Annotated in this window: 21 protein-coding genes and 1 pseudogene; 4 read left to right on the top strand and 18 right to left on the bottom strand. The window is 61.7% G+C overall.

Going from position 1 to position 21,757, the window contains the following annotated elements; all coding sequences use genetic code 11:
* From FJ941_RS06450 to FJ941_RS06430, 5 genes are all read right to left on the bottom strand, one after another.
* Positions 1-603, bottom strand: coding sequence for a cytochrome c oxidase subunit 3 (locus FJ941_RS06450; protein ID WP_140504051.1), 603 nt, complete (start codon positions 601-603; stop codon positions 1-3).
* Positions 600-2,540 (bottom strand): cytochrome c oxidase subunit I, encoded by a 1,941-nt coding sequence (gene ctaD / locus FJ941_RS06445; protein ID WP_140504049.1) that lies wholly within the window; start codon positions 2,538-2,540, stop codon positions 600-602. Before ctaD ends, FJ941_RS06450 begins: the two co-directional genes overlap by 4 nt.
* Positions 2,537-3,517 (bottom strand): cytochrome c oxidase subunit II, encoded by a 981-nt coding sequence (gene coxB, locus FJ941_RS06440; protein WP_246673711.1) that lies wholly within the window; start codon positions 3,515-3,517, stop codon positions 2,537-2,539. The genes ctaD and coxB overlap by 4 nt, the downstream gene beginning before the upstream one ends.
* Positions 3,518-3,775: 258 nt before the next feature.
* Positions 3,776-4,651 carry a cytochrome c oxidase assembly protein gene (locus FJ941_RS06435; protein WP_140504046.1) on the bottom strand — a complete coding sequence of 292 codons (876 nt, stop codon included), beginning with the start codon at positions 4,649-4,651 and terminating at the stop codon, positions 3,776-3,778.
* Between the two features lie 144 nt (positions 4,652-4,795).
* Positions 4,796-6,550, bottom strand: coding sequence for a thiamine pyrophosphate-dependent enzyme (locus FJ941_RS06430; RefSeq protein ID WP_140504044.1), 1,755 nt, complete (start codon positions 6,548-6,550; stop codon positions 4,796-4,798).
* A 141-nt stretch (positions 6,551-6,691) separates the two neighbouring features.
* Here FJ941_RS06430 and FJ941_RS06425 point away from each other — a divergent pair, with 141 nt between their 5' ends.
* The 3 genes from FJ941_RS06425 (at position 6,692) to FJ941_RS06415 (ending at position 9,495) form a co-directional block, all read left to right on the top strand.
* Positions 6,692-8,092, top strand: coding sequence for an Nramp family divalent metal transporter (locus FJ941_RS06425; protein WP_348640739.1), 1,401 nt, complete (start codon positions 6,692-6,694; stop codon positions 8,090-8,092).
* A gap of 86 nt (positions 8,093-8,178) precedes the next feature.
* On the top strand, positions 8,179-8,673 hold the full coding sequence (locus FJ941_RS06420; protein WP_140504042.1) for a hypothetical protein: 495 nt from the start codon (positions 8,179-8,181) through the stop codon (positions 8,671-8,673).
* A gap of 237 nt (positions 8,674-8,910) precedes the next feature.
* A complete protein-coding gene (locus tag FJ941_RS06415) occupies positions 8,911-9,495 on the top strand; it encodes a sigma-70 family RNA polymerase sigma factor (protein WP_181169732.1) in 585 nt (194 codons plus the stop codon).
* Here FJ941_RS06415 and FJ941_RS28935 read toward each other — a convergent pair whose 3' ends face one another.
* The 11 genes and pseudogenes from FJ941_RS28935 to FJ941_RS06370 form a co-directional block, all read right to left on the bottom strand.
* Positions 9,496-9,648 (bottom strand): hypothetical protein, encoded by a 153-nt coding sequence (locus FJ941_RS28935; RefSeq protein ID WP_181165834.1) that lies wholly within the window; start codon positions 9,646-9,648, stop codon positions 9,496-9,498. It lies immediately after the preceding gene.
* Between the two features lie 186 nt (positions 9,649-9,834).
* Entirely contained in the window at positions 9,835-10,053 is a 219-nt protein-coding gene (locus tag FJ941_RS28930; protein ID WP_181165832.1) for a hypothetical protein, read from the bottom strand.
* Positions 10,054-10,275: 222 nt separating this feature from the next.
* Positions 10,276-10,926, bottom strand: a pseudogene (locus FJ941_RS29365) (methyltransferase domain-containing protein); the annotation flags it as partial.
* Positions 10,927-11,053: 127 nt separating this feature from the next.
* Positions 11,054-12,046 carry a GNAT family N-acetyltransferase gene (locus FJ941_RS06405; protein WP_140504038.1) on the bottom strand — a complete coding sequence of 331 codons (993 nt, stop codon included), beginning with the start codon at positions 12,044-12,046 and terminating at the stop codon, positions 11,054-11,056.
* Positions 12,043-13,107, bottom strand: a complete 1,065-nt coding sequence (locus FJ941_RS06400; RefSeq protein WP_140504036.1) for a glycosyltransferase family 4 protein — start codon at positions 13,105-13,107, stop codon at positions 12,043-12,045. Before FJ941_RS06400 ends, FJ941_RS06405 begins: the two co-directional genes overlap by 4 nt.
* 102 nt (positions 13,108-13,209) lie before the next feature.
* Positions 13,210-14,142, bottom strand: coding sequence for a beta-xylosidase (locus FJ941_RS06395; RefSeq protein ID WP_140504035.1), 933 nt, complete (start codon positions 14,140-14,142; stop codon positions 13,210-13,212).
* Positions 14,135-14,896, bottom strand: coding sequence for a TIGR04290 family methyltransferase (locus FJ941_RS06390; protein ID WP_027144330.1), 762 nt, complete (start codon positions 14,894-14,896; stop codon positions 14,135-14,137). The genes FJ941_RS06395 and FJ941_RS06390 overlap by 8 nt, the downstream gene beginning before the upstream one ends.
* Before the next feature lie 2 nt (positions 14,897-14,898).
* Entirely contained in the window at positions 14,899-15,702 is an 804-nt protein-coding gene (locus tag FJ941_RS06385) for a sugar phosphate nucleotidyltransferase (RefSeq protein ID WP_140504033.1), read from the bottom strand.
* Complete coding sequence (locus tag FJ941_RS06380; protein ID WP_140504031.1) at positions 15,702-16,802, bottom strand: glycosyltransferase; 1,101 nt, start codon at positions 16,800-16,802, stop codon at positions 15,702-15,704. The genes FJ941_RS06385 and FJ941_RS06380 overlap by 1 nt, the downstream gene beginning before the upstream one ends.
* A gap of 14 nt (positions 16,803-16,816) precedes the next feature.
* Positions 16,817-17,413 (bottom strand): histidine phosphatase family protein, encoded by a 597-nt coding sequence (locus FJ941_RS06375; RefSeq protein ID WP_027144333.1) that lies wholly within the window; start codon positions 17,411-17,413, stop codon positions 16,817-16,819.
* Positions 17,410-18,513, bottom strand: coding sequence for an inositol-3-phosphate synthase (locus FJ941_RS06370; RefSeq protein ID WP_140504030.1), 1,104 nt, complete (start codon positions 18,511-18,513; stop codon positions 17,410-17,412). Before FJ941_RS06370 ends, FJ941_RS06375 begins: the two co-directional genes overlap by 4 nt.
* A 156-nt stretch (positions 18,514-18,669) precedes the next feature.
* Here FJ941_RS06370 and FJ941_RS06365 point away from each other — a divergent pair, with 156 nt between their 5' ends.
* Positions 18,670-20,412, top strand: coding sequence for a hypothetical protein (locus FJ941_RS06365; RefSeq protein WP_140504028.1), 1,743 nt, complete (start codon positions 18,670-18,672; stop codon positions 20,410-20,412).
* 9 nt (positions 20,413-20,421) lie between these two features.
* Here FJ941_RS06365 and FJ941_RS06360 read toward each other — a convergent pair whose 3' ends face one another.
* Both FJ941_RS06360 and FJ941_RS06355 read right to left on the bottom strand, forming a co-directional pair.
* Entirely contained in the window at positions 20,422-20,622 is a 201-nt protein-coding gene (locus FJ941_RS06360) for a hypothetical protein (RefSeq protein WP_246673710.1), read from the bottom strand.
* 80 nt (positions 20,623-20,702) lie between these two features.
* A complete protein-coding gene (locus FJ941_RS06355; protein WP_140504027.1) occupies positions 20,703-21,749 on the bottom strand; it encodes a UDP-glucuronic acid decarboxylase family protein in 1,047 nt (348 codons plus the stop codon).
* Positions 21,750-21,757 lie beyond the last annotated feature (8 nt).

Here is a 21,757-nt window from a genome sequence, read left to right as displayed (position 1 = left end):
TCACATCCTCGGGGCCCAGTAGATGATAAGATAGAGCACGACCCATGAGACGACCACGAAGTCCCAATAGAAGGCGTTGTCCGAGACGTCGCTGAAGCGTCGGCCGGCCTTGCCTTTTTGCGTGAACATGAGAGCCGCAAGGACGATCGTGTCCCCGACATCGGTAAGGAGATGCGTTGTGTGCAGCCCGAGCAGGAACCAGACGATCGAGCCGTAGGCGTTCTGATCCCAGGAAATCCGCAGCGCCGGAAATTCCCAGACACGAACGATCAGCGGAAGAATTCCGGCGATCGACATGATGATCATGCCAAGGCGAACTTTCGCGAGGTCCTGACGGCGCGCCCAAAGTTCGAGCAGATGGTTGGGCACGATGCTCGCCAGCAGAATAACCAATACTGTCGTGCCTGGCAGCAGATCTGGTGCCGGCGCCCCGATCGGCCAATGCGGGGCCAGCACAGCCAGATAGAAATAGGTGCCGATCGCCAAGGCGAACCCCGTCGCCTCAAGGGCGATGAAGGCAAGGGTTCCCCACCACATCGGGCTCGCCGCCCCGAAATCATATGTGGGCAGGTGGCTGACATCGGCGACAGGGCGCTGCCTCATTCCTCGTCCTCCGGTTCGCCTTTCGGCCAGAACCAACAGATGAAGCCAATCGAGACCGGTATAGCGCCCCAGACCACCGCCCATGGCGTGAATATCGAGCCGAGAAATGCGCCGCCAACCGCGATGGCCGAGAGCAGCGGCCAAATCGAATTGTCGGCCGATGGCACCCTCAGTTGCGGCACCGCGTCGGCGACCGTGCCGGCGAGCACCTCGCGGGCATCGACGCGCAGGCCTTCGACGACGAGGAGCATGTCGGGTTCGGCCCAGAGCGGTTCGCGGTGGTTTACCACCGGCAGCCGCGAAAAATCGTAGGAGGGCGGCGGCGAAGTCGTCGCCCATTCGAGCGTGCTCGCCTGCCAGGGATTATCTCCGGCAATGCGGCCGTTGCGAAGGCTGAGCAGGATGTTCAGGAAGAAAAGCGCAAAACCGGCGAACACCACCAGCGACGAGAGGCTGATGAAGAGGTTCATCTCGCCCCAGCCGCTCGCCGGCGGATAGGTGTAAACACGGCGCGGCATGCCTTGCAGACCCAGAATGTGCATGGGGAAGAAGGTGAGATTGAACCCGAGAAAGACCAGCCAGAAATTCCAGCGGCCAAGCCTTTCAGACAGCATGCGGCCGGTGATCTTGGGGAACCAGTAATAGACGGCGCCGAGCAGGGGAAAGACGGCGCCGCCGACCAGCACGTAATGGAAATGGGCAACCACGAAATAGGTGTCGTGCACCTGCAGGTCGAGCGGTACCGAGGCGACCATGACCCCGGTCAGTCCGCCGATCACGAAGGTGAAGATGAAGCCGAGCACGAAAAGCATGGGCGTGCCGAAGCTCGGCCGGCCGTCCCAGATCGTCGCGATCCAGCAGAAGATCTGAATGCCGCTCGGAATGGCGATCATCATCGAGGAAGCGGTGAAGAAGCTCTCGCCGAGCTGGGGCAGACCGGTGGCGAACATGTGGTGCACCCACAGGCCAAAGGAGAGGAAGCCGATCGCGACCAGCGACAGCACGATCCCGAGATAGCCGAAGACCGGGCGCCGGGCGAAGGTCGGCAGGATCGCGGAGACAAAGCCGGTCGCCGGAATGAAGATAATGTAGACCTCGGGATGACCGAAGAACCAGAACAGATGCTGCCACAGCAGTGCATCTCCCCCCGCGGCAGGATCGAAAAATTTCGTGCCGACCAACCGGTCGAGGATCAGCATCGTGCTCGATACCATCACCGCGGGCATGGCGAACAGTATGACGAAAGCGGTGACGAGGACCGACCAGACATAGAGCGGGATGCGGTCGAGCGACATGCCCGGCGCGCGTTGTTTGAACACTGTCGCAATGATCTCGACAGCGACCGCGAGTGCGGACACTTCCGTATAAGTCACCATCTGCGCCCAGAAATCGGGGCGCTTACCGATGCCGTATTCAGGTCCGGCGAGCGGAACATAGGAGAACCAGCCGGCGTCGGCGCCGGTTTCGAAGGCAAAGGCGATCCAGATCATCAGCCCGCCAAAAAGATAGACCCAGTAGCTGAAGGCATTGAGGCGCGGGAAGGCGACATTGCGGGTCCCGATCATCAGCGGCACCAGGTAGATGGCGAACGCCTCCATCACCGGTACGGCGAACAGAAACATCATCGTCGTGCCATGCATGGTGAACAGCTGGTTGTAGAGATCGGGACCGATGTAGCCGGCTTCGGGCCGGGCAAGCTGGAACCGCATCGCCAGCGCGGACAGACCTGCAAGGATGAGGAACAGGAAAGCCGTCACGATATAGCGCCGGCCGATGAGCTTGTGATCGACAGCGACCAGCCAGCCATAGAGGCCTTTCGGCGTTCGCCAGGCATGCGCCAGAAAGGCGCGCAGCCTCGCCTCATCGAGGCCGGTGTCCCGCACGCCTTTCAGCACCTCCTGTTCATGCTCGGCTGACGTTCCCGCAACGCCGCTCATTCAAGGCTTCCAAGATAGGTGACGACGGCATTGAGATCGTCGGCGCTGAGGGCAATGCGCGGCATCTTGGCGCCGGGCTTCATGGACTGCGGATCGGCTATCCAGGCAGCAAGCGCCCCAGGGGTGATGGCCAACGTATCCGCAGCCAGTGCGCGGCGGCTTGCGAGATGGGTAAGATCAGGTCCAAGCGTTCCGCTGGCCGGTGTGCCTCTTATCGTGTGGCAGAGTGCACAGCCGGTAGAAAGAAAAGCCCGCTGGCCGCGGCGTTCTTCTTCGCCGGCGGGCGCGGGCGCCGCGGCGTCCTGCCTGGATCGCCACGCATCGAAAGCTTCGCGGCTTTCCGCAACGACGGTGATGGCCATATGGGCGTGCTGATAGCCGCAGAACTCGGCGCATTGGCCGCGATAGGTTCCGGGTTTGTCCGCAATAAGCGTGAGCTCGCTTGGCCGGCCCGGGATGAGATCCCTTTTGCCGGCGAGGCTTGGCACCCAGAAGCTATGAATGACATCGAGCGAATCGAGCTCGACCTTGACCGGGTCGCCAACGGGAATATGGATCTCGTTTGCCGTGACGATCGCTTGCGACGGTTCATTCCCGAAGTAACGGACCTCCCACCACCATTGATGCCCGGTGACCCGGACGGTGAGCGTTTCCGTTCCGCTCAGCGAAGCAATGGATTTGCCCGCGAAAAAGCTCATCGTCGTCAGTATGACGAGCACGAGAACGGTCAAAGCGATGGCGCTTGCGACAAGGCGCGTAAACCGACGTTCCTGCCGGAGATCGATCTCAAGTGGCAAATGCGTTGTCTCGGTCGGAGGGCGACGCAGAAGCGCTGCCGCCAAGACCAGCATGACAAGCAGCCATGTGCCCGTCGCAACCGCGCTGAAGGACCAGATCAGGTCAAGGATCCTTCGGGCATTCGCACCGTGTGGATGAAGCGCGGACTGCCAGTCGCTGCATCCAGCCAGGACCAGCATTGGCGCTGTGCTGGCCCACTGTTTTGGCCACGTGCAGGTGAGCGGCATCAGCGGTCGTTTCCGCGTACGAGGGCGGGCCACCGGACTCACGCACCTTGCCATGAAGGATCCACCATCGTTGTCAAGGCCATAACGCGGTTGGTTGCAAAAGGATGCTTGGCAACGCTACCGTCCCTGGAAAGAGCGCGAACTCAGGGAATACTTTGTCGAACCAAGGCGAGGGGCGGCCGTTCTTCAGCATACGGCGGAAGCGCGGCTCTAGATGATGGGCAGGTGGGAAGCGTGCCGCCGCCCGCTTGTTCCAATCCAGAAAGCGGCCAGGAGCAGTGCGGCTCCGCCATAGATCAGGCCGGCCGGAATCCACATCAACAGGCCCGCCAATTGCTGATCCTCGAGTGGGCTGAGGCCCCACAGTTTCGAGCCGATGGCATTTTCCGGGTACCACAGCCTGCGCGAAACGACAAACAATGCCCCGAGCAAGCCGGTGTGCAGCGAGGTGAAGAAAAGATGCATGACCGCACCGCCACAGTCTTGTTCGCGGCCAGGGCGGGGCAGCAGCACCCACCAGAACAGAAGCCCGGTGCCGAGAAAACTCGCATGCTGGGCATAGTGCAGAAAGCCCTGCTGGAGCGCAGCCTCAAACAGCGCTGGAACATGCCATGTCCATATCGCGATTCCGTGCAGGAAAGTCGCGACCACAGGGCGGCTCATGACAGCCCAGATCACCTGAAATATGTTTGTGTGCCCAGCCGCGCCGAGCGTCTGGCGCAGCCGCGCGGGCAGCGCCCACATCATTGCCGCCATCGGTCGGGAAGCGACCAGCAGCGGTGCCGCGATGGCCATCAGCAGTTCGTGCTCGACCATGTGAGCGGCAAACACATGTTCGCCCAATGCGTGGATCGGGCTTACAAGCGCGACCGCCAGTGCGGCCCAGCCGGCGAAAAACAGCAAGGCCTGCCGCGACCGCAAAGGACGTCCGTGTCCGCTCCGACGCCAGAGCCGGCTGGCGCCAGCAATGTACAGCGACACAGCCGCCGCGAGCGGAAATGTAATCGGAAACGCCAGCGTCCAACCGGCTTGCGGGGCGCCGCTGCCATAGCAGATAGAAGTCGAGAAGAGTGCGTCGAAGCTCATGGCACGCCTCTGGGGCATTGCTCTCCTGGCTGCATTTCGCGGCTCCAGAGTATTTCCGGCGAAAACAGGTTCGCCTCCAATGCTCTATATGTTTGTTACGCAATTCCGAACGCAAAACCGCTTCGCATTTTCGCGGGAATTGCTCTAGGCATCCATCATCGACTTCGCCGGCTCCCGGGCGATATTTTCTTCGATGCGCTCGTGCCCCGGCGTCTGCGGCAAGGCCTGGCGGAAATTCTTGGCATAGTCGGGCGGCATCCTGGGCGGCATCAACGGCTCATAGGCATCGACCAGCGCTTCGATCACAACCGGACCTTCGGTTGCGAAGGCCTCGTCGAGAATAGTCTCGATCTGATCGGCCCGCTCGATGCGAAAACCGCTTGCGCCCATCGCTTCCGCCGCCTTGGCAAAATCGATCGGCTGCAGTTCGCAACCGAATTGCGGATTACCCAGAAACATCATCTGCTCCCAGGCGATCTGATTGAGCATGTTGTTCTTGATGACCAGAATCTTCAGCGGAATCTTGTAGCGCACCGCCGTCGAGAATTCGCCCAGCTGCATGGCAAAACCTCCGTCTCCCACGATAGCGGCGACCGGTCGACCGGGAAATGCAATGCCGGCGGCGATGGCATAGGTAAGGCCGCAAGCCATGGATGCCAGCGATCCGGACACGCCAAACGCCTGGCCGCTTCGAAGATCGACATGGCGGGCGGCAAGCTCCGTGTTCTGACCGGAGTCGGTGGCCAGCACCGTGTCGTCGGCCAGTCTTTGGCCGAACGCCCGGGCAATCGTTTGCGGCTTCAGCGGATGCGTCCGCGCGTCTTCGGATTGCCTCATCATCTGGCGCCATCTCGTCATGGTTTCCTGGGAGTGTTGCAGGAATTCACCGGAAGGCTTTTGGGTCAGACGTTGATTGAGCGCGCGCAATGTCTCGGCGGCGTCCCCGACAAGGCCGGCCTCGACCGGAAAGCGCAGGCCAATGCGCTGCGCATCGCAGTCGATCTGGACGCCACGGGCCTGCCCGGGCTTGGGGTAGTATTCGATGTAGGGGAAGGTGGAACCGACGATCAGCACCGCGTCGCAGGTCTCCATCGCTTCTTGTGAAGCCAGGGTTCCGAGGATGCCTATCCCGCCGGTCGTGTGAGGATGGTCGTCCGGCAGCACCGCCTTGCCCAGCAAGGCCTTCGCGACAGGTGCTTGCAGCAGATGCGCGGCATGTTCGAGTTCCGCGGCCGCGCCGATGGCGCCGCGTCCGGCCAGGATCGTCACTCGCGAGGCGCGGTTCAGAATGGCGGCTGCTTCGTCAAGCTCGGCGTCCGGCGGCATGGTGTGGCCGGCGAACATTTGCTGCGGCGTGTGCGCCGGGCGGTTGCGTTTGCTGCGCTTTGAGGGATTGCCCTCTTGCTCCTGCACGTCACTGGCAATCGAAAGATGGGCGACGCCCTTACGCGCCAGCGCGGTTCGGCAGGCGAGGCTGGCAACATTTTCCATATGCGCGGCATCGGAGACATGGGCGTTGTATACGGAGACATCGTTGAACACGCGCGTCAGATCGACATCCTGCTGCGTGAACGTCTCGATCAGATCGTGGAACTGCATGCCCGTGATCGCAAGCACCGGAGCCTGGTCGAGCTTGGCGTCATAAAGGCCGGTCAGAAGATGCGTTCCGCCGGGACCGGACGTTGCCAGGCAGACGCCTAGCTTTCCTGTCCATTTGGCGTAGGCGCACGCTATGAAGGCAGCCGACTCTTCGTGCCGGACCTGCACGAAGGCTATCTTGTCCCGCCGGGTGCGCAGCGCCTCCATGACGCCGTTTATGCCGTCTCCCGGCAAGCCGAACACCACGTCCACGTCCCAGGCGATGAGTGTGTCGACGAGAATTTCTGCTGCATTTGCCATGTCAGGATCGCTCCGGTGATAGGGCCGAACCGGTGAAGCACAGGTTGGTTCCTTCATCACAAGAAATCGTGACATGTCGGAAGCGGCGGCCGGGGCGGCTGTCGGGACCCCGACGCTCTCCAGGAACAAAAAGCCTTACCAGTGGTTCGAGCCGCGTCTTGGCGCAGCTTCAATCCCGCTTTGTCGGCACCTGGTTGGAATGTTTGTCATGACGTTTTGCATGCCCTCGGTAAAGATGCGCTTCCAATGAGCGAGCCACTGGATAGTGCCGGCCAGAGGAAAAGCGAGCGAAAGGAAGGCGGCGTTGTCCGGGCCCTCGGGCTTGGACTGATTACCGGCGCGGCTGACGACGATTGTTCGGCGATCGGTACCTACGCCAGTGCCGGAGCCCGATTTGGGCCCGACCTGTTGTGGACGGCACCGGTTACTCTGCCGATGATGTATCTCGTCGTCTATCTTTCATCCAAACTTGGTCAGGTTTCGGGTCGTGGGCTATTCAAGGTCATATCCGATTTCTATCCGCGTTGGCTGCTATGGTCTGTTCTGACGGGCGTGCTGATTGGCAATACGATCGAGGCAGCCGCCGACCTTGGCGCCATGTCGGCGGCCGTTATGTTGTTCGTTCCGATGTCTGGTCCACTGATCGTCATTGTCGTCGCGATCGTCATTTTTGCCCTGCAGGTATTTGGATCCTACACCTTGATCCGCAATGTGTTCCGATGGCTGGCGCTGGCGCTGCTTGCCTATGTGGTCTCCGCCCTGCTTGCCAAACCGGATGCAGCTTCGGTCCTGCGCGGCACGCTGCTGCCAAGGATCGAGTTCAGCCGCGAATACCTGTCCATCCTGGTCGCCATCGTCGGAACGACCCTCTCCGCATACCTTTACACATGGCAGTCGAACCAGGAGGTGGAGGAGGAGATTGCCAAGGGCAGAACGACCCTTGAAGAGCGCAAGGGCGCCACCGAGGGCGAACTCCGCCGATCCCGCCGCGATATCCTGATCGGCATGACGTTCTCCAATCTGATCATGTATTTCATCATTCTTTCGACAGGGTCGACGCTCTACAAGGCCGGCCAGACTCAGATCGACACCGCGGCGCAGGCCGCCGAAGCGCTGCGGCCGCTTGCCGGCGATGCGGCGGGAATTCTTTTTGCCGCAGGCGTAATTGGCGTCGGCTTTCTGGCTGTGCCGGTCATGACGGCTGGCGCTGCCTTCGATTTCGCCCAAGCGATGGGATGGAAGAATGGGTTGAATGCCAAACCCCGGCAGGCCCCTAAATTCTACATGGCGATCGGGACAATCACATTGGTGGCGGTGGGTCTCAATTTCCTCGGCTTCAATCCGATGAAAGCCATGGTCTGGTCGGGCATCGTGCAAGGGTTTTCCACGCCTCCGCTCCTGCTTCTCATTCTCATCATGACGAACAATCGCAAGATCATGGGTGACAAGGTCAACAGCAAAAGCACGAACATCCTGGGTGGCGCGACGACCCTGGCGATTTTTTCGGCGTCGGCGGGTCTGGCGGCAAGCTGGTTCCTGTGATTCGCGGGACGTGAAGTATCTTCAGGCGTGGCGGAACATCGGCGATCAATTGTCGTTGACACGCTTGTGAGAGAGAGGACACCGCCATGTCAAACTTTCAGGCCGCCACTCCGGATCGTCTGCGGCAACTCAGGCTTGAGGCTTCAGCTCATTTCACTCCAATGATGCTGCACGAAGCATTGCTGCGGCTTTCCCACGCCTGTGGAGGTGAAAGCCTTGAGCGGTTCGAGAAGGCCATGGTCGCCCAGATCGAAGCGACGAAGGACGACCGGGCCGATTTCGAAACGATCAAGGAATTCGCGATCGAGCAGCTTTATGCCGTGATCCGGGAAGCGAACGATTCGCCAAAGAAGAAACAGTCGCTGGAAAAGACAGAAACCCGCAGGACGCCCGGCCGCTCCGAAGAACCGCAGACGCTCGAGGATCAACTGCAGGCCGGGTTGGAGGATTCTTTTCCCGCGAGCGACCCGCCAGCGGTCGTGTCCACAGCCATTCCAGGCGGAGCAAAGAAGCTGGTCGGGACCGATGAGGTGCTGAAAAAGCAGCGAGAAGAGGCGGCCAAAGAGACCGGCCAATCATAAGGCCGCAATGTGAGCCAAAGGCGTGGCTGCAAACCAGGCCCGCAGGGCTTTTAACTGCCGGTGTGCGGCTTTGTTCCCAAAAGAACGGGTGCGCCGCCGATCCATCACTGAAGCAGGCGTCATCGTTGCGGCCTGCCGAATTTCTGAAGAGTTGTCCTCGGCGCGAGGAACGAACCAAACTTCCATGCATTTAGCAGGGGCTGCATTCGTACACTCTTTCTTCTGGGAGCTGGACCATTGTCATCCGGAGGCTACATTTCGGCCGATCAGGAAACCAATGAAGTTTCCATCGTTGACCTCATACCCGCCCTCCGGGCTTTCGCGCGCACCTTCTGTCGCGTCCCCGACGATGCCGACGATCTGGTGCAGGAGACGCTGACCAAGGGGCTCGCCAACATCGACAAGTTCGAACCCGGCACACGCATGAAATCGTGGCTCTTCACCATCATGCGCAACACTTACTATACCCGGATCAAGATTGCTGCCCGGGAAGCGCCAGGCCTGCTCGACTGTGCATCTTCAAGGCCGATTTCGGAAGCGACCCAGGAATGGAGCGTTCAGAGCAAGGAAGTTCACGGCGCCATTCAAAGGCTACCCGAACACCAACGCGAGGTTCTGATGCTGATCGGCGTTCTGGGAGTAAGCTATGAGGAAACGGCCGAGATATGCGGCTGCGCGGTAGGGACGGTCAAAAGTCGGCTGAATCGTGCCCGCGCCAATATTCTCGAGTTGCTTGGGGAGAGTTCACTGCAGACATTGATGGAGAGACGAAATCATCTATCGGATGGTCAACTCGGTATCGAGGATGACAGCCGCAGATAGTCAGTTCTTCACGTCACGTCGACGCTTCTCGATCAGCGCGTTTTGCAACTCCATCGCCAGCCTGGTCAGCCGGTCTGGAATTTTTTCCTGCTCTATGGCGTCGAGGAGAGAAGTGATCTCCTGGTCCATAGCCAGACCGAATTGTGGGTCCACCGTATCATCCCTCGAACGAGACATCCAAATTCTCTTGATAATAGCAGTCCCTTGACCTTAGTGTGGTGACAAATGCTCGAGATTACAAGGCGATGTCCACCGCCGGCATGATTACCGGCGGCCCTTGCACAGGTTTATTTCCTTAATCTTACATCGCCGCGGGCCAAGAATGCGGTGTGACGCCGTTCAATCCTTCGGCAACTGGTTCGCGGCATGGTCCTGATATTGATCGGACTTGATGCGATTGCCATCCAGTCCGCGCTCCTCGCTGTGCTGTTTCTTGTCGCGATTGGACAGAACCGCGTTTCCTCCGACCTTGTCCTTGGGCAGGTCGGTCATCGCGCCGGCGCCGGTACCCTTGCCCTGGGTGCCGCGGCCGAAATGTTTTTTGTCGCCGGATGCCATGATTTCCTCCTTCGGATCGGTGACGCTCTTCAGCGCCTCTTGTTCGACGTCCGAACTGGCGGCGCGCGGTAATGTTCCGCCGTCACGAGCAAGCAGGAAGGCGTCGCCATCCCATGACCGAAACGGCTTCTCGCCATTGATGACGACCCGCAATTGGTGAGCTTCCGCCACACGGCCGATATCGGCGCGGTCCAAAAAAAGCGATCCGCGATAGGAATAGTTCAGCAGGGCCAGCCAGCCCGGCCGTTTCAGAATGCGTGCGATCTCATCGAAATGCCGCTCGGCCATGCCGGCCAGAACCAGATAAGGAAAGCTGTCGACCGCCAGCACGCAATCGAAACTGCTGTCGTCGAATTCGGTCAGATCAAGACCGCAGGTTTGCCGCAACTCGACATTGCCCAACGCGGCGCATCGGTCGGAGGCAACGGAGATCATCCGCGAGGATATATCGATGCCGACCATCCGGTTGAATGATTTGGCAAGCGCACGCTCGAAACGGCCGATGCCGCAACCAATGTCCAGAATGTCCCGGCCGGTTCCGGTGAAGTCCTGCTCCTTGAGCCATGCAGCGACTTCCTCGGTCGTGGCCGACAGCCTTTCCTCATCACCGAGCGATGCGAGCTGGACACTCGCTGTTTGCGAAATCGCTGCCGCCGCATCGAAGCTCAACGCCAGCCGCCTGACGACAGCGGCATCGGTCTCGTCGTCGTCGCGTGCGTGCCGAACGGCCGCTCCCGTCGCTCGCAAGGTGGCAAAGGCGCCGGGTTTGCGGCGAAGCAGCCCGGCTACCTCTTGCAGCCGTTCCGTTTCTTGCGAATTCGAGGGAACGACCTCCAGCACGATCTCCGCCAATTCCGCCACCCTGATCTCCATCCCCAGGTGAAGCGCCAGCCTGGCGACGACGGCTTCGGCGCAAACACCATCGGCCATGCAGCCTTCTATGACCGATCTAATCGTCATCCGGCGCTGGGCGGATTTTGACCCGGCTGCACTCATGCTATCAGCTCCGCGTCCAGATCCTGCGCATCGTCCACCTGTCGATGGCGCCCCAGCCGTATTTGTAGGCCTCCTGACCACGCAGGAAATCGAACTCGCGGGCACCCTCGCGGATCGACTCCGCGATCGCGTGGCCGATCAGGATCGCACCTGGACTCTCCTCGGCATAGGCAGGGTCGAAGCCGCCGAGATAGGCATAGGCGCGACCGCGATGGTGGAAGCCGTAATAGGCGCCGACGGTCTTGCCATCGATTGCCAACAGCCAGCATCGGACCAGGCCGCGAGCGTCGAGCAAGGGTACTGCGCGCCTGTGGAATTGCTCCACGGCGACATCGGCCAACACGCCATCTCCGTGTCCGGCCCAGCGCGCGTGGTGCAGGCGGATCAACTGGTCGAGGAAACTTTGGGCATCGCCTCGTGCCGACGACAACGCGGTCCGGCCGCGTCTGGACGCCGCCTGGCGCGCCCGTCGCAACTGCCGCCTGCGTCGGGAGGGCACGCAGCCCGCAAGGGTTTCGTCGCCGGCGATGGCGAGCACGGGGCAAGCGCCATGTGCGGCTGGCCGCCCCGCCTTCAGATCGGGGTGTGTAACCGCCAGACCGGCCCCGCCTTCCGGCAAATCCGACAGAATCCATTGCGACCAGCCGACCGAGAGGATCTTTTCGGCAATGGTCGCGACGACCTGAGCCTCGGTGCCGGGGACACACAGGATGTCCAGATAGTCGCTGAGCGAGATGCCGACCGGAAGAAGTTTCGACCCAGCGGTTCCGTGCTCGAGATAGAGCGGCGCCAGCCCAATCAGATCGCCTCCGCGCCAGACCGCGACCGTCGCCAGGTCGCCGGGCGCGAATGTGCGCCACCATGGCACCAGCCAGGCGGGAGATTGAAACGGCGTCGCCGAGGAACTCTGCTCCCACAATCTCCACCAATGCGGCGCAAGGGTATCGAATCGCGCCGGATCATCGATGATCTCGCTGCGCAACACAGGCTTGCTCACGGTGTGGCGGCGAGGCGCCCGGCATCGGTGCCGAGTCGTGCCAGCGCTTGATAGGCGTCCATATAAGACGAGATCATTCGTTCCAGCGAAAACCGCCGCCGCGCCTCGGCCCGGCATGTCTCGGCGTCCAGGCTGGACGCCGCAACGATGGCTTGCGCCATCTCGTCGATCGTATTGACGAGAAAGCCTGTCCTGCCGTGCTCGATGACATCGGGAAGCGCACCATTCGGAAAGGCGACAACCGGTGTGCCGCAGGCCAGCGCCTCCATGGCGACAAGTGAGCTGGTCTCGGCGGCAAGGCTCGGAATGACCAGACAGCGCGCTGCGTTAAGAAAGCGCCGCTTGGCGGTGAAACCGAGCGGACCAAGGAAGCGGCGGCGGCCATCGAGGCGAGGTTGGACCTCGTCGCGAAAGTAGCGCGCGTGCGTTTCATAGGGATAGACCTTGCCGCCGACAACCAGCGGCACACCTACTTGCTTGGCTGCGTCCAACGCCAGGTGGATGCCCTTTTCCGGGCAGATCCGGCTGAGAACCAATGCGAACTCGCGCTTCGCTTGCGGCAGGCTGAGCGCCTCTATGTCGACGCCGTTCGGAATCGGCGCCGCCAGTCTGGCGCCTGATGGCGCGGTTTTCTGCTGGGCGGCCGAGACCGCATGAAGCCACAGATCGTCGCGCGTCGGGCGCAGTGCCTCGGCCGGATACCAGTCCAGCGGCAGGTGAAGCGTCACCAAGGTCGGGCCATCGTCTGGCAGATAGGCATCGAAATCGATGCCATGCAGATGAACCACATCGATCGGCCAACTGGCGCGGGCAGCGGCGATCGCGGTGCGATGAGCCTGCTGCGCGCGGCTCTTGGCCGCCTCGTCGAGCACGCCACTTTCCGCCGGTGTCTCCACAAGCGTGCCGCTCGCGCTGGAGCCCCGGCAGCCGACGACGATCGACCGGTGACCCGTGCGAACCAGTGCCCGATCGAGCATCGACAGGACCTGCTCGGCACCCCCGACCGCATCAGGTCCGACAGGCGCAAGGGGATAGGCGACATTGAGGACGGTGAGCGTCATGGCCGGCCGAGCCACGGTGCCAGGGGCAGTGAATTGGTGGACCCGTGAGCTTCCACTTCGGTCAATGCATCCAATGATCGCGGACCGGGTCGCATGAGAGCCTCACGCAGCCGAGGCCCGCTGCGTCGGGCGCGAGGCGGATGTCATGACGGGCGCGTAGCGGCGGACCATCGTTGCACAGAACTCGGCGAATTCCTCGGGCACCAGCGGAGGGCTGGTGTGGTGAGGCATCATTCCGCGATGTTCAGGCGTGAAGCAGAAGGTGACCGTGACGTCGAAATCGGCAAGTGCCTCCATCTGTCGATCGAACCAGTCCAACGCATTCGGCCTGAAGCTGTCGGCCCAGGAAAGCCCCGTGCGCATGTTGGTGACGCCGAGCCGCTTCATCCAGGCGACGGCGTCGTGAAGTCGCGGGTCCTCGAAATGAAACCACTGCACCAGCCCCATTGCGGGTGTGTAGCGCAGGAATTCCTCCAGCGCCGGCTTCGGCGTGCCGTCCTGGCGCAGCAGCCCCATGTGGAAATGACGATAGTAGGAGGATCCCTCCGCTTCGCGGTGCCGCGTCGTTGCTTCCCATTCACGCGGAAGGTCGTAGAGGCTGTACCACTGGATGCGCGGTGCGTTGCCGAGCAGCAATTCGGCGGTGCGCTTCAGTCCCCAAACCTGTATTTCCTCGGCCCCGAAGGTCGATACGCCGACCTCGCTGACCCAGATGGGAAGATCGGTGACGGTCGCGATCTCGCCGATCTTCTGCGGCCATTCCTGGATTTGCCACAGGTTCCAGTCGAGAGGAAAGCCGTGTACCGCGACGGCATCGACATGGTCCAGCACGCCGTATTCCTTCATGCGCGTGATAAAGCCGGGGTCTATCGGCGAGATGCCGCCAAGCACTTTTGTCAGAGCCGGGTTCTCGGACGCGATCGCGTCCGCCGACAGGACCGCCATCCTGGCAAAGCGGCTCCAATCGGGGTCGAGCTCTGGGTCCCAATGCGATTTGTTGTTGGGCTCGTTCCAGATCATCGCGGCTTCAATCATGGAGCTTTCCTTTCGACGGGTAAATCGCGCCGCCGCCGGCCGGCGCGCCGGCAGCGCGGCAGAAATAGACCTCCTGCTCGGGATGTAGAACGATCTCGAAACCGGCGCTGCGCAGCATCGCTTCGGTGCAGGCCCGGTTCGGTATCCACCAGTTGGTCGGATCGTCGGCATAGCGGTGTTCGATGAAATGCAGCTTGGGAAATTCCGGCCGGTCGAACAAATCATGCGTCCAGAAATGATAGTTCTCTTCCAGCTCGGGCAGCTCCTTACTGCCTCGTTGCATCGACTGGAAGATCATCAGATCGCCGGCGACGTGCTCACGAATCAGGTCGAGGGCGAGCAAGGGGTGGCGCAGATGGTAAAGCACTCCCATGAACAGCACGACGTCGAATGTCTCGCGCAGGGCACCGACGTCGTAGACCGACAGTTTCTGGAATTCGATCTCGCAGTCCGCGATCTCGGCGGCAAAGCGGGCCTGCGCCAGATAGGCCTCGTCGAAATCGATGCCGAGGACATGGGCGGCGCCTCGCCGTTTCATCTCGATCGAGTAGAAGCCGGCGTTGCAGCCAATATCCAGCACGGTCTTGCCAGCCAGATCGGCGGGTATGGCGTCGGCGAATTTGCGCCATTTGATCAGTGGGTAATTGCCGAGAAAGTGGTCGGGCGCGGTTTCGACGCCGGCCAGTTCCATGTTGTGGAACCACGGGCCGAGCGCGTCGATGCGCCGGCGGATTTCGGCATGGGAATGCAACATGTTCAGGCTCCTTCGCCCGGAACGACGGGTACGTGCGAATGCGTGCCGGGCATGATCGTTGCGGACTGTTGATGAGCTGACGGGACGCCGTTTTCAAGCAACCGCAGGGCTGTGCGATAGCCGTTGAAAGTGCCGACATCGACATAAGCGGAGCCGGCTTTGATCCCGTAGGCTACACCCCCGGCCGCAAGGTAGGCGTTGATCAATGTACCGATATATTCGTCACGACCATCCCGCTCGCGCCAGAGTGCCGCAAGCCGATGCAGGATCTGGCCGGGCATCTTGAACGCGCCCCAAACCCAGTTCGTGGAGGCATCCTGTCGCTTGACCTGGATTTCGATCACGCGCTCGTCGTCTCCGGTACAGACGGCATCGAAGAATTCCGGGCTGTCAACGGGGAAGAGCAGAAATGAAAGCTGATCGTCGGGCAAATGACAGAATCCGTCCTCGGGAAACCAGATCGTATCTGGAAGGCCGACCAGGACGACCTCGTCGGGCGCCACGAGGGGCGCTGCCCGGAAAATCGCATCGCAGAGACCGATAGGGTTGGGCTGCACCACAAAGAGCGCCGCCGCGTCGCCGTAGCCGGCTGCGTAGTATTCGAGAATGTCGGATTTGCCCGATCCGATGATGAAGCAGATCTTGTCCACGCCGGCCTGGACCATGCGCCGCACCAGATACTCGCTTACGGCGCAGGGACGTTCGGTCTGGCCGTCGATCCGGCTGCCAACCGGCAGCAGCTCCTTCGAGAAACCGAGCGGTTGAATGCGGCTGCCGCGTCCGGCAGCGGGCACAATGCCCAACATCAGACTGCTTCCTCGATCGGTTCGCCGACCGGATTTTGCAAGGTGTCGGCCAGCATTCTATCCAGTTCCGCCGCACGCTTGGCAGACGTGTGCTCGCTCAGGACCCGCTCGCGGGCACGCCTTCGGATGCCATCGAGTTGGTGCTCCGGCAATTGCAGCGCGGCGACCACGTCATCCGTGTCATGCGCCAACAGGACTTCGCGGCCGGGTTCGAAGAAGTCCGCGAGGCCTGGCCATGCGTCGGTGATGATGGCAGCCCCACACGCGGCCGCTTCGAAGAGCCGTCCCGACGGGCACCAGCCCTTTTGTGCCATGGCTTCCCGGGTGACGTTCAGCGTCAGCCGCGACGATGAGAAGAACGCCGGATGGTCGGCGGGCGGCAGATGCCTGACGAAGAAGATGTTGTCGCTCCACGGGAATTCCTGCGGATACTGTGCGCCGCCAATGATGAAGCGCTGATCGGGCAGGCGCATGGCCGGGCGGACCAGCAGCTCTTCGACGCCGGCCTGGCGATCTGCCGCGTAGGTCCCGAGATAGGACAGATCGCCGGCGAATTCGGCCCGCTTCTCGGCCGGCCGATGCCGGTCCGGATCGACATGCCCGTAGAGCGGCATCACCTGGCGCGCACCCAGAACCGTCTTGAGCGCCTCGAGCGCCGAGCCGCCGGTGTAGCTCAGGACGAGGTGGTAATCGGCAAGGCCCTCTGGTCCGAAATAGGGCGGACGCTCACCGTGCTCGACGCGGGCAAGCGTGACCGGAGTATCGAGATCGTAGAAGACACGCAGCCCGCGACTTGCCTGCTGGGCCAGGCGCGAAGCCTCAACGGCGTCGGGGCAGTAGGAGGTGACGACAACGACATCCGCTTGCTTCATCGCCCGCTCCGCAACGCGGCGGATGTCCTCCCAGTCCGGATAGATGACGACGTTGCCGCCGTCGAGCTGATCCAGATCGCGGGCCCCGGCATAATAGGGAGTGTCGCGTTCGAAAAAGGTGATGGACCAGCCCAACCGGGCGAGAGCGCGGATCAGCCCGCGCCACAGCGTGGCGTGGCCGTTTCCCCATGAAGACGTGACGGTGAGACCGAAAATGACCATCCGCATCCGGAATTTCCTCGTCAGGCCGCTTCATTCATTCGCAGGAGCTTGGAGCCCCAGTCGCCCGACACGATGGTCGTGATCGAGGCGGGATCGATGTCGAAGCGGAAGCAGTCGCCGACCGGCAAGCCAAGCACATTGCAGACGGCGGCCTTGATCACGTCGGCGTGGCTGACCAGGGCGACGCACTGGTTCTGATGCAATTCGCGGACGCCGTTCATCAGCGAGACCATGCGCTGCTGGACATCCAGCATGGTCTCGCCGCTCGGGGTCCTGGCCTCCTGGCGCTGGTCGTTCCAGGCGCGCCAACCGGCATCGCCGTTCAATTCGTCGAAAGTCTTTCCCGACCAGTCGCCGAAGTCGATCTCGTCGAGTTCGGCGCAGATCGCGATTTCGCCGACGCCGCAAGCGAAAGCGATTGGCAGCGCCGTCTCCTGCGTGCGCTCGCGCGGGCTGCACAGGATGGCTGCAATCGTCTCTTGGGCCATGCGGCGGCCAAGCTGCTCGGCCTGAGCCTTGCCGGCCTCGCCGAGGCAAACGCCGGCCATGCGCCCGGCAAGATAGGAGCCGACATTGTCGTGCGCCGCATGGCGGATCAGGAAGAACGTGGTGGTCATTCCGCGGCATCCAGCAAAGGCTCATCCTTGCCGGCGATGAAAGCGAGCGTGCGCTGCCGGGCTTCGGCGTCGGTGAACTGTTCGGGAGGCGACTTCATGAAATAGCTGCAAGGACCCGTCAGCGCCCCGGCGATGCCGCGGTCGAGCGCCAGCTTGGCGCAGCGCACCGCATCGATCACCACGCCGGCTGAATTGGGCGAATCCCACACCTCCAGCTTGAGCTCGGCATTCAGCGGCACGCCGCCGAAAGTGGTGCCTTCGACACGAATGTAGGCCCATTTGCGGTCGGTGAGCCAAGGCACATGGTCGCTCGGTCCGACATGGATGTTGCCCGGCTCCAGGGGAACATCAAGCTGGCTGGTCACCGATTGTGTCTTGGAGATCTTCTTCGATTCCAGCCGCTCACGTTCCAGCATGTTGAGAAAATCGGTGTTGCCGCCGAAATTCAGCTGATAGGTGCGATCTATGCGCACGCCACGCTCGCGAAAGAGGTTGGCCAGCAGCCGGTGCACGATGGTCGCGCCGACCTGGCTCTTGATGTCGTCGCCGACCAGCGGCAGCCCGCGTTGCTCGAAGCGCCGGCGCCATTCCGGACGCGACGCGATGAAAACCGGAATGCAATTGACGAAGGCGCAGCCGGCCTCGAGCGCGCATTCAGCATAGAAGCGTGTCGCCTCTTCCGAACCCACCGGCAAGTAGGAGACCAGCACGTCGGCTCCGCTGTCGCGCAGGATATCGCTGACATTGGCAACCGGTTCGGGCGCCTCTTCGATCTCGTCGCGCAGATATTTGCCGATGCCGTCGAGCGTCGGTCCGCGCTCGACGCGAACACCGGTCGCCGGCGCGTCGGCAAAGCGGAACGTGTTGTTCGGGGCAGCGTAGATCGCATCCGCGACATCGCGGCCAACCTTGCTTTTGGCGACATCGAATGCGCAGACAATTTCGATGTCGTCGACATGATAGCCACCGAGATCGGCATGCATCAGCCCCGGGATCGGTTCGTTGCTTTTTGCATGACGATAATAGGAGAGGCCCTGCACCAGGGAGGATGCGCAATTGCCGACTCCAACGATGCCAACACGAACCTTTTTCGATCCCACGAAACTGCCGCCCTATGCTGTTCAAAGGTAAGTTCCTTGCGCCGAACCACCACCGTGCCGGAATGTTCCTTGGTCGCTCGAAAAATTGCGCGAGACGGCATGGATCGAAGCTGCACCCGCCGCGTTGCCCGCATGGCAAGCATTGGAAATCGATCGATGATCGTCTACGGCGACCACAAGCGGACCGAGAACGCACGACAACTTCAGGAGGCAGCGATCGAACTGGCCCAAAGCCTCGATCGGATGTCTCGCGGCATCCGGCGCCATGCTGCATTGGTCGGGCTATTCATCAGCGCGTCACAGCTGGTTCAGGGGCTCGCCGATGTCGACTTCAAGGTCCTGGGCGTCGACACCAATTCGCCTTCGCAACGGCAAGGCGCCGAGTTGCTGGTCGGGCTTGCGGCAGAGGTGGCGAAGTCGTGGCGAAGCGGTTTCGCCTTAGGCGGTGGCATCGATCCGCGACTTCTCCAATTGCTGGCGGCGCTCGATTGCAAGGCAGAGGTTTTGACCGGTTCGGCCGAGGGTTACGCGCATTATGCGCTTTATCCCGAGAGCTATCTGGGCGCGGCGCAGGAATCAGGTCTCGACGCGAACACATGTGTGATCGGCATCCGCAGTATCGGCTTGGGGCTTGCGGCCATGGTGGCCGCCGCCATCGGTGCGCCGCCGCCGATCAGTCTGCGTCCGATCGGCCATCCTTTCGATCGGCGGGTCAATGCCGATCCGCGGTTGGTCGCTGCCTGGAGGAACGAGCCGTCGGCTCGGTTCGCTGTCGTCGACGAAGGTCCCGGCCTGTCGGGAAGTTCTATCCACGCCGTCGTCACGTGGCTGCGGGACCTGGGTATCGATAGGAGCCGCATTCACCTGTTCCCCAGCCATTCGGGCGATCCGGGCGCAGAAGCGTCGCAGGACGTCCGGGAGACATGGATGCGCTGCCGCAAACATGTGGCGATGACGTTTGAACGCACCTTTCCCGAAAGCTCGCAGATTCCAACGCTGCGCGATTGGGTAGCCGAGGCGGTCGGCAGTCCGGAATTGCGTTTGACCGAAATATCCGGCGGCGCGTGGCGAACCCTTCACTATGCCGACGAAAAGCGCTGGCCACCGAGCACTCGCGGCACCGAACGGCGAAAGTTCCTGGCGTCCGCGGGTCCAGATTGCTGGCTCGTCAAGTTTGTTGGCCTCGGCGAAACCGGGCAGCGCAAGATGCGGGCCGCGACGATGTTGCATCAGGCCGGATTCGGGTCGCAAGTCGCCGGACTCTGCCACGGTTTCCTGGTTGAACGGTGGGCCGACGGCGCCACGATGGATCAACTGCCGCTGCCCAGACAAAGACTTGTCGCGGAGTTCACGCGCTATCTGGCCTGGCGAGCGATCAATCTGCGAGCCCGCGAACCGGGTGCTTCATTGCCCGCCCTCGCGGAGATGGCCGTTCACAACGCTTCCGAGGCTTTGGGCAAAAACCAGGCGGCGAAACTATGGAACTGGTTCTCGAAACAGACTCTTCCGCAGGTACTGGAACGCGTCGAAATCGACGGCAGGCTTCACCCCTGGGAGTTTCTGATCGGTGCAGACGGCACGCTGGTCAAGACGGATGCCGTCGACCATTGCCGGGGACACGATCTGATCGGCTGCCAGCCGATAGAATGGGACATTGCCGGCGCTTGCGTCGAACATGGTTTGTCCGAAGGCGAGGCGGCGTCGTTGATTGGCGGCATGGGTGACCGCATTGATGTCGGGCTCGTCGAGTATTTCCAACCTTGCTACCTGGCGTTTCAGCTGGGGCTGTGGAGCATGGCCGCTCAATCCGAGGACGGACGGGAACGAGCAAGGCTGGCAGGGACAGCCAACCGATATGAGGCAGGACTGACACGGTTCCTGGACAAGGCCAGGGCGTGACAGTTCCCCTCAATCCAGGCTTCGCAGCATGTCGGCTTCCTGCTCGAGAATACTGGCCACTTCTTCCCGCTGCAGGTGAGTCATCATCAGGCTGACGCAGCACTCCAGATAGGTGATCGAGGCTCGCCGCAAATAGGCGGCCGTCTCCTGTTCCGCCATCTCGTCGATATCCGGTGCGGATCGCTTGGGTCGCATGAGGATGTCCTCCATATCTGGTCCTCTCGCCAAACCCCAAGCTTGAGCGGATGTTCCGCCGGAATCGACCGCGAAGGGGTGGCTGCGGTCCAGCATCAGACAGGGAGGTTCTGCAGCCCACCTGATGTGGACCTCGCCCTCGTGGCGCGACCTGCTATTTGGTTGCCGATCGGAACGCCTTCGAGGCTCGCGAAATAGCCGATCGTCCGGGCGAGCCCCTCGTTGAGAGGCACTCTTGGCATCCAGCCGAGCAGCGCTTTCGCGCGCGAGATGTCGGGCTGCCTGCGTCGAGGATCGTCCTGCGGCAGCGGCAGAAACGTCATCTCCGACTTGGTGCCGGTCATCGCCTTCACCAATGCCGCCAGCCGCATGATGGTGAACTCTCCGGGATTGCCCAGATTGATCGGCTTGCCCGGATTGGGATCGAATTCCATCAGACGCATCAACCCGTCGATCAGATCGGAGACGTAGCAGAAAGATCGTGTCTGCAAGCCGTCGCCGAAGATCGTCAGCGGCCGCTTCTCGAGCGCCTGCATGATCAGGTTCGAGACGATGCGGCCGTCCGCCGGATCCATTCTCGGCCCGTAGGTGTTGAAGATACGTGCGACACGAACGTCGGCCTTGGCGGCTCTCAGATAGTCGAAGCAAAGTGTTTCGGCGGTGCGCTTGCCCTCGTCGTAGCAGGCGCGTGGGCCGGTGCAGTTCACATGGCCGACGTAATCTTCCCTCTGCGGATGTTGCTCCGGATCGCCATACACTTCACTCGTGGAGGCCTGCAGCAATCGGGCATCGTTGCGGGCGGCGAGTTCGAGCAGATTCAACGTTCCGATGACACAGGTTCGCGTGGTGTGGATCGGATCGGCCTGGTAACGCGGCGGCGAGGCGGCGCATGCCAGGTTGAAGATGCGATCCACCGGCTCACCAAGCTCCAATGGACGGCAGATATCCTGCTCGATCAACCGGAACCCCGGCTTGTCCATGATCGCGTTGATGTTCTCCATGCGACCGGTGAGAAAGTTATCGGCGCAGATCACGCGCCAGCCATCGCGTAACAATGCTTCGGAAAGATGCGAACCGAGGAAGCCCGCGCCACCGGCGACAAGCACCGTCTTTGCCCTTTGCGCCTTTTTTGTTCGTCGCATCGCGATTT

The sequence above is a fragment of the Mesorhizobium sp. B2-3-13 genome (assembly GCF_006442195.1).
Classification (GTDB): domain Bacteria; phylum Pseudomonadota; class Alphaproteobacteria; order Rhizobiales; family Rhizobiaceae; genus Mesorhizobium; species Mesorhizobium salmacidum.
This window is presented reverse-complemented; position numbering and strand designations above follow the sequence as displayed.

What these genes read in the sequence shown, in the direction of transcription:
- FJ941_RS06360 (WP_246673710.1), bottom strand. Translation starts at nt 20,622, where the DNA reads ATGGAGGACATCCTCATGCGACCCAAGCGATCCGCACCGGATATCGAC.
- FJ941_RS06430 (WP_140504044.1), bottom strand. Translation starts at nt 6,550, where the DNA reads ATGGCAAATGCAGCAGAAATTCTCGTCGACACACTCATCGCCTGGGAC.
- FJ941_RS06390 (WP_027144330.1), bottom strand. Translation starts at nt 14,896, where the DNA reads ATGTTGCATTCCCATGCCGAAATCCGCCGGCGCATCGACGCGCTCGGC.
- coxB (WP_246673711.1), bottom strand. Translation starts at nt 3,517, where the DNA reads ATGCTGGTCCTGGCTGGATGCAGCGACTGGCAGTCCGCGCTTCATCCA.
- FJ941_RS06400 (WP_140504036.1), bottom strand. Translation starts at nt 13,107, where the DNA reads ATGACGCTCACCGTCCTCAATGTCGCCTATCCCCTTGCGCCTGTCGGA.
- FJ941_RS28930 (WP_181165832.1), bottom strand. Translation starts at nt 10,053, where the DNA reads ATGGCATCCGGCGACAAAAAACATTTCGGCCGCGGCACCCAGGGCAAG.
- FJ941_RS06355 (WP_140504027.1), bottom strand. Translation starts at nt 21,749, where the DNA reads ATGCGACGAACAAAAAAGGCGCAAAGGGCAAAGACGGTGCTTGTCGCC.
- FJ941_RS06435 (WP_140504046.1), bottom strand. Translation starts at nt 4,651, where the DNA reads ATGAGCTTCGACGCACTCTTCTCGACTTCTATCTGCTATGGCAGCGGC.
- ctaD (WP_140504049.1), bottom strand. Translation starts at nt 2,540, where the DNA reads ATGAGCGGCGTTGCGGGAACGTCAGCCGAGCATGAACAGGAGGTGCTG.
- FJ941_RS06365 (WP_140504028.1), top strand. Translation starts at nt 18,670, where the DNA reads ATGATCGTCTACGGCGACCACAAGCGGACCGAGAACGCACGACAACTT.
- FJ941_RS06450 (WP_140504051.1), bottom strand. Translation starts at nt 603, where the DNA reads ATGAGGCAGCGCCCTGTCGCCGATGTCAGCCACCTGCCCACATATGAT.
- FJ941_RS06380 (WP_140504031.1), bottom strand. Translation starts at nt 16,802, where the DNA reads ATGCGGATGGTCATTTTCGGTCTCACCGTCACGTCTTCATGGGGAAAC.
- FJ941_RS06420 (WP_140504042.1), top strand. Translation starts at nt 8,179, where the DNA reads ATGTCAAACTTTCAGGCCGCCACTCCGGATCGTCTGCGGCAACTCAGG.
- FJ941_RS06385 (WP_140504033.1), bottom strand. Translation starts at nt 15,702, where the DNA reads ATGTTGGGCATTGTGCCCGCTGCCGGACGCGGCAGCCGCATTCAACCG.
- FJ941_RS06395 (WP_140504035.1), bottom strand. Translation starts at nt 14,142, where the DNA reads ATGATTGAAGCCGCGATGATCTGGAACGAGCCCAACAACAAATCGCAT.
- FJ941_RS06375 (WP_027144333.1), bottom strand. Translation starts at nt 17,413, where the DNA reads ATGACCACCACGTTCTTCCTGATCCGCCATGCGGCGCACGACAATGTC.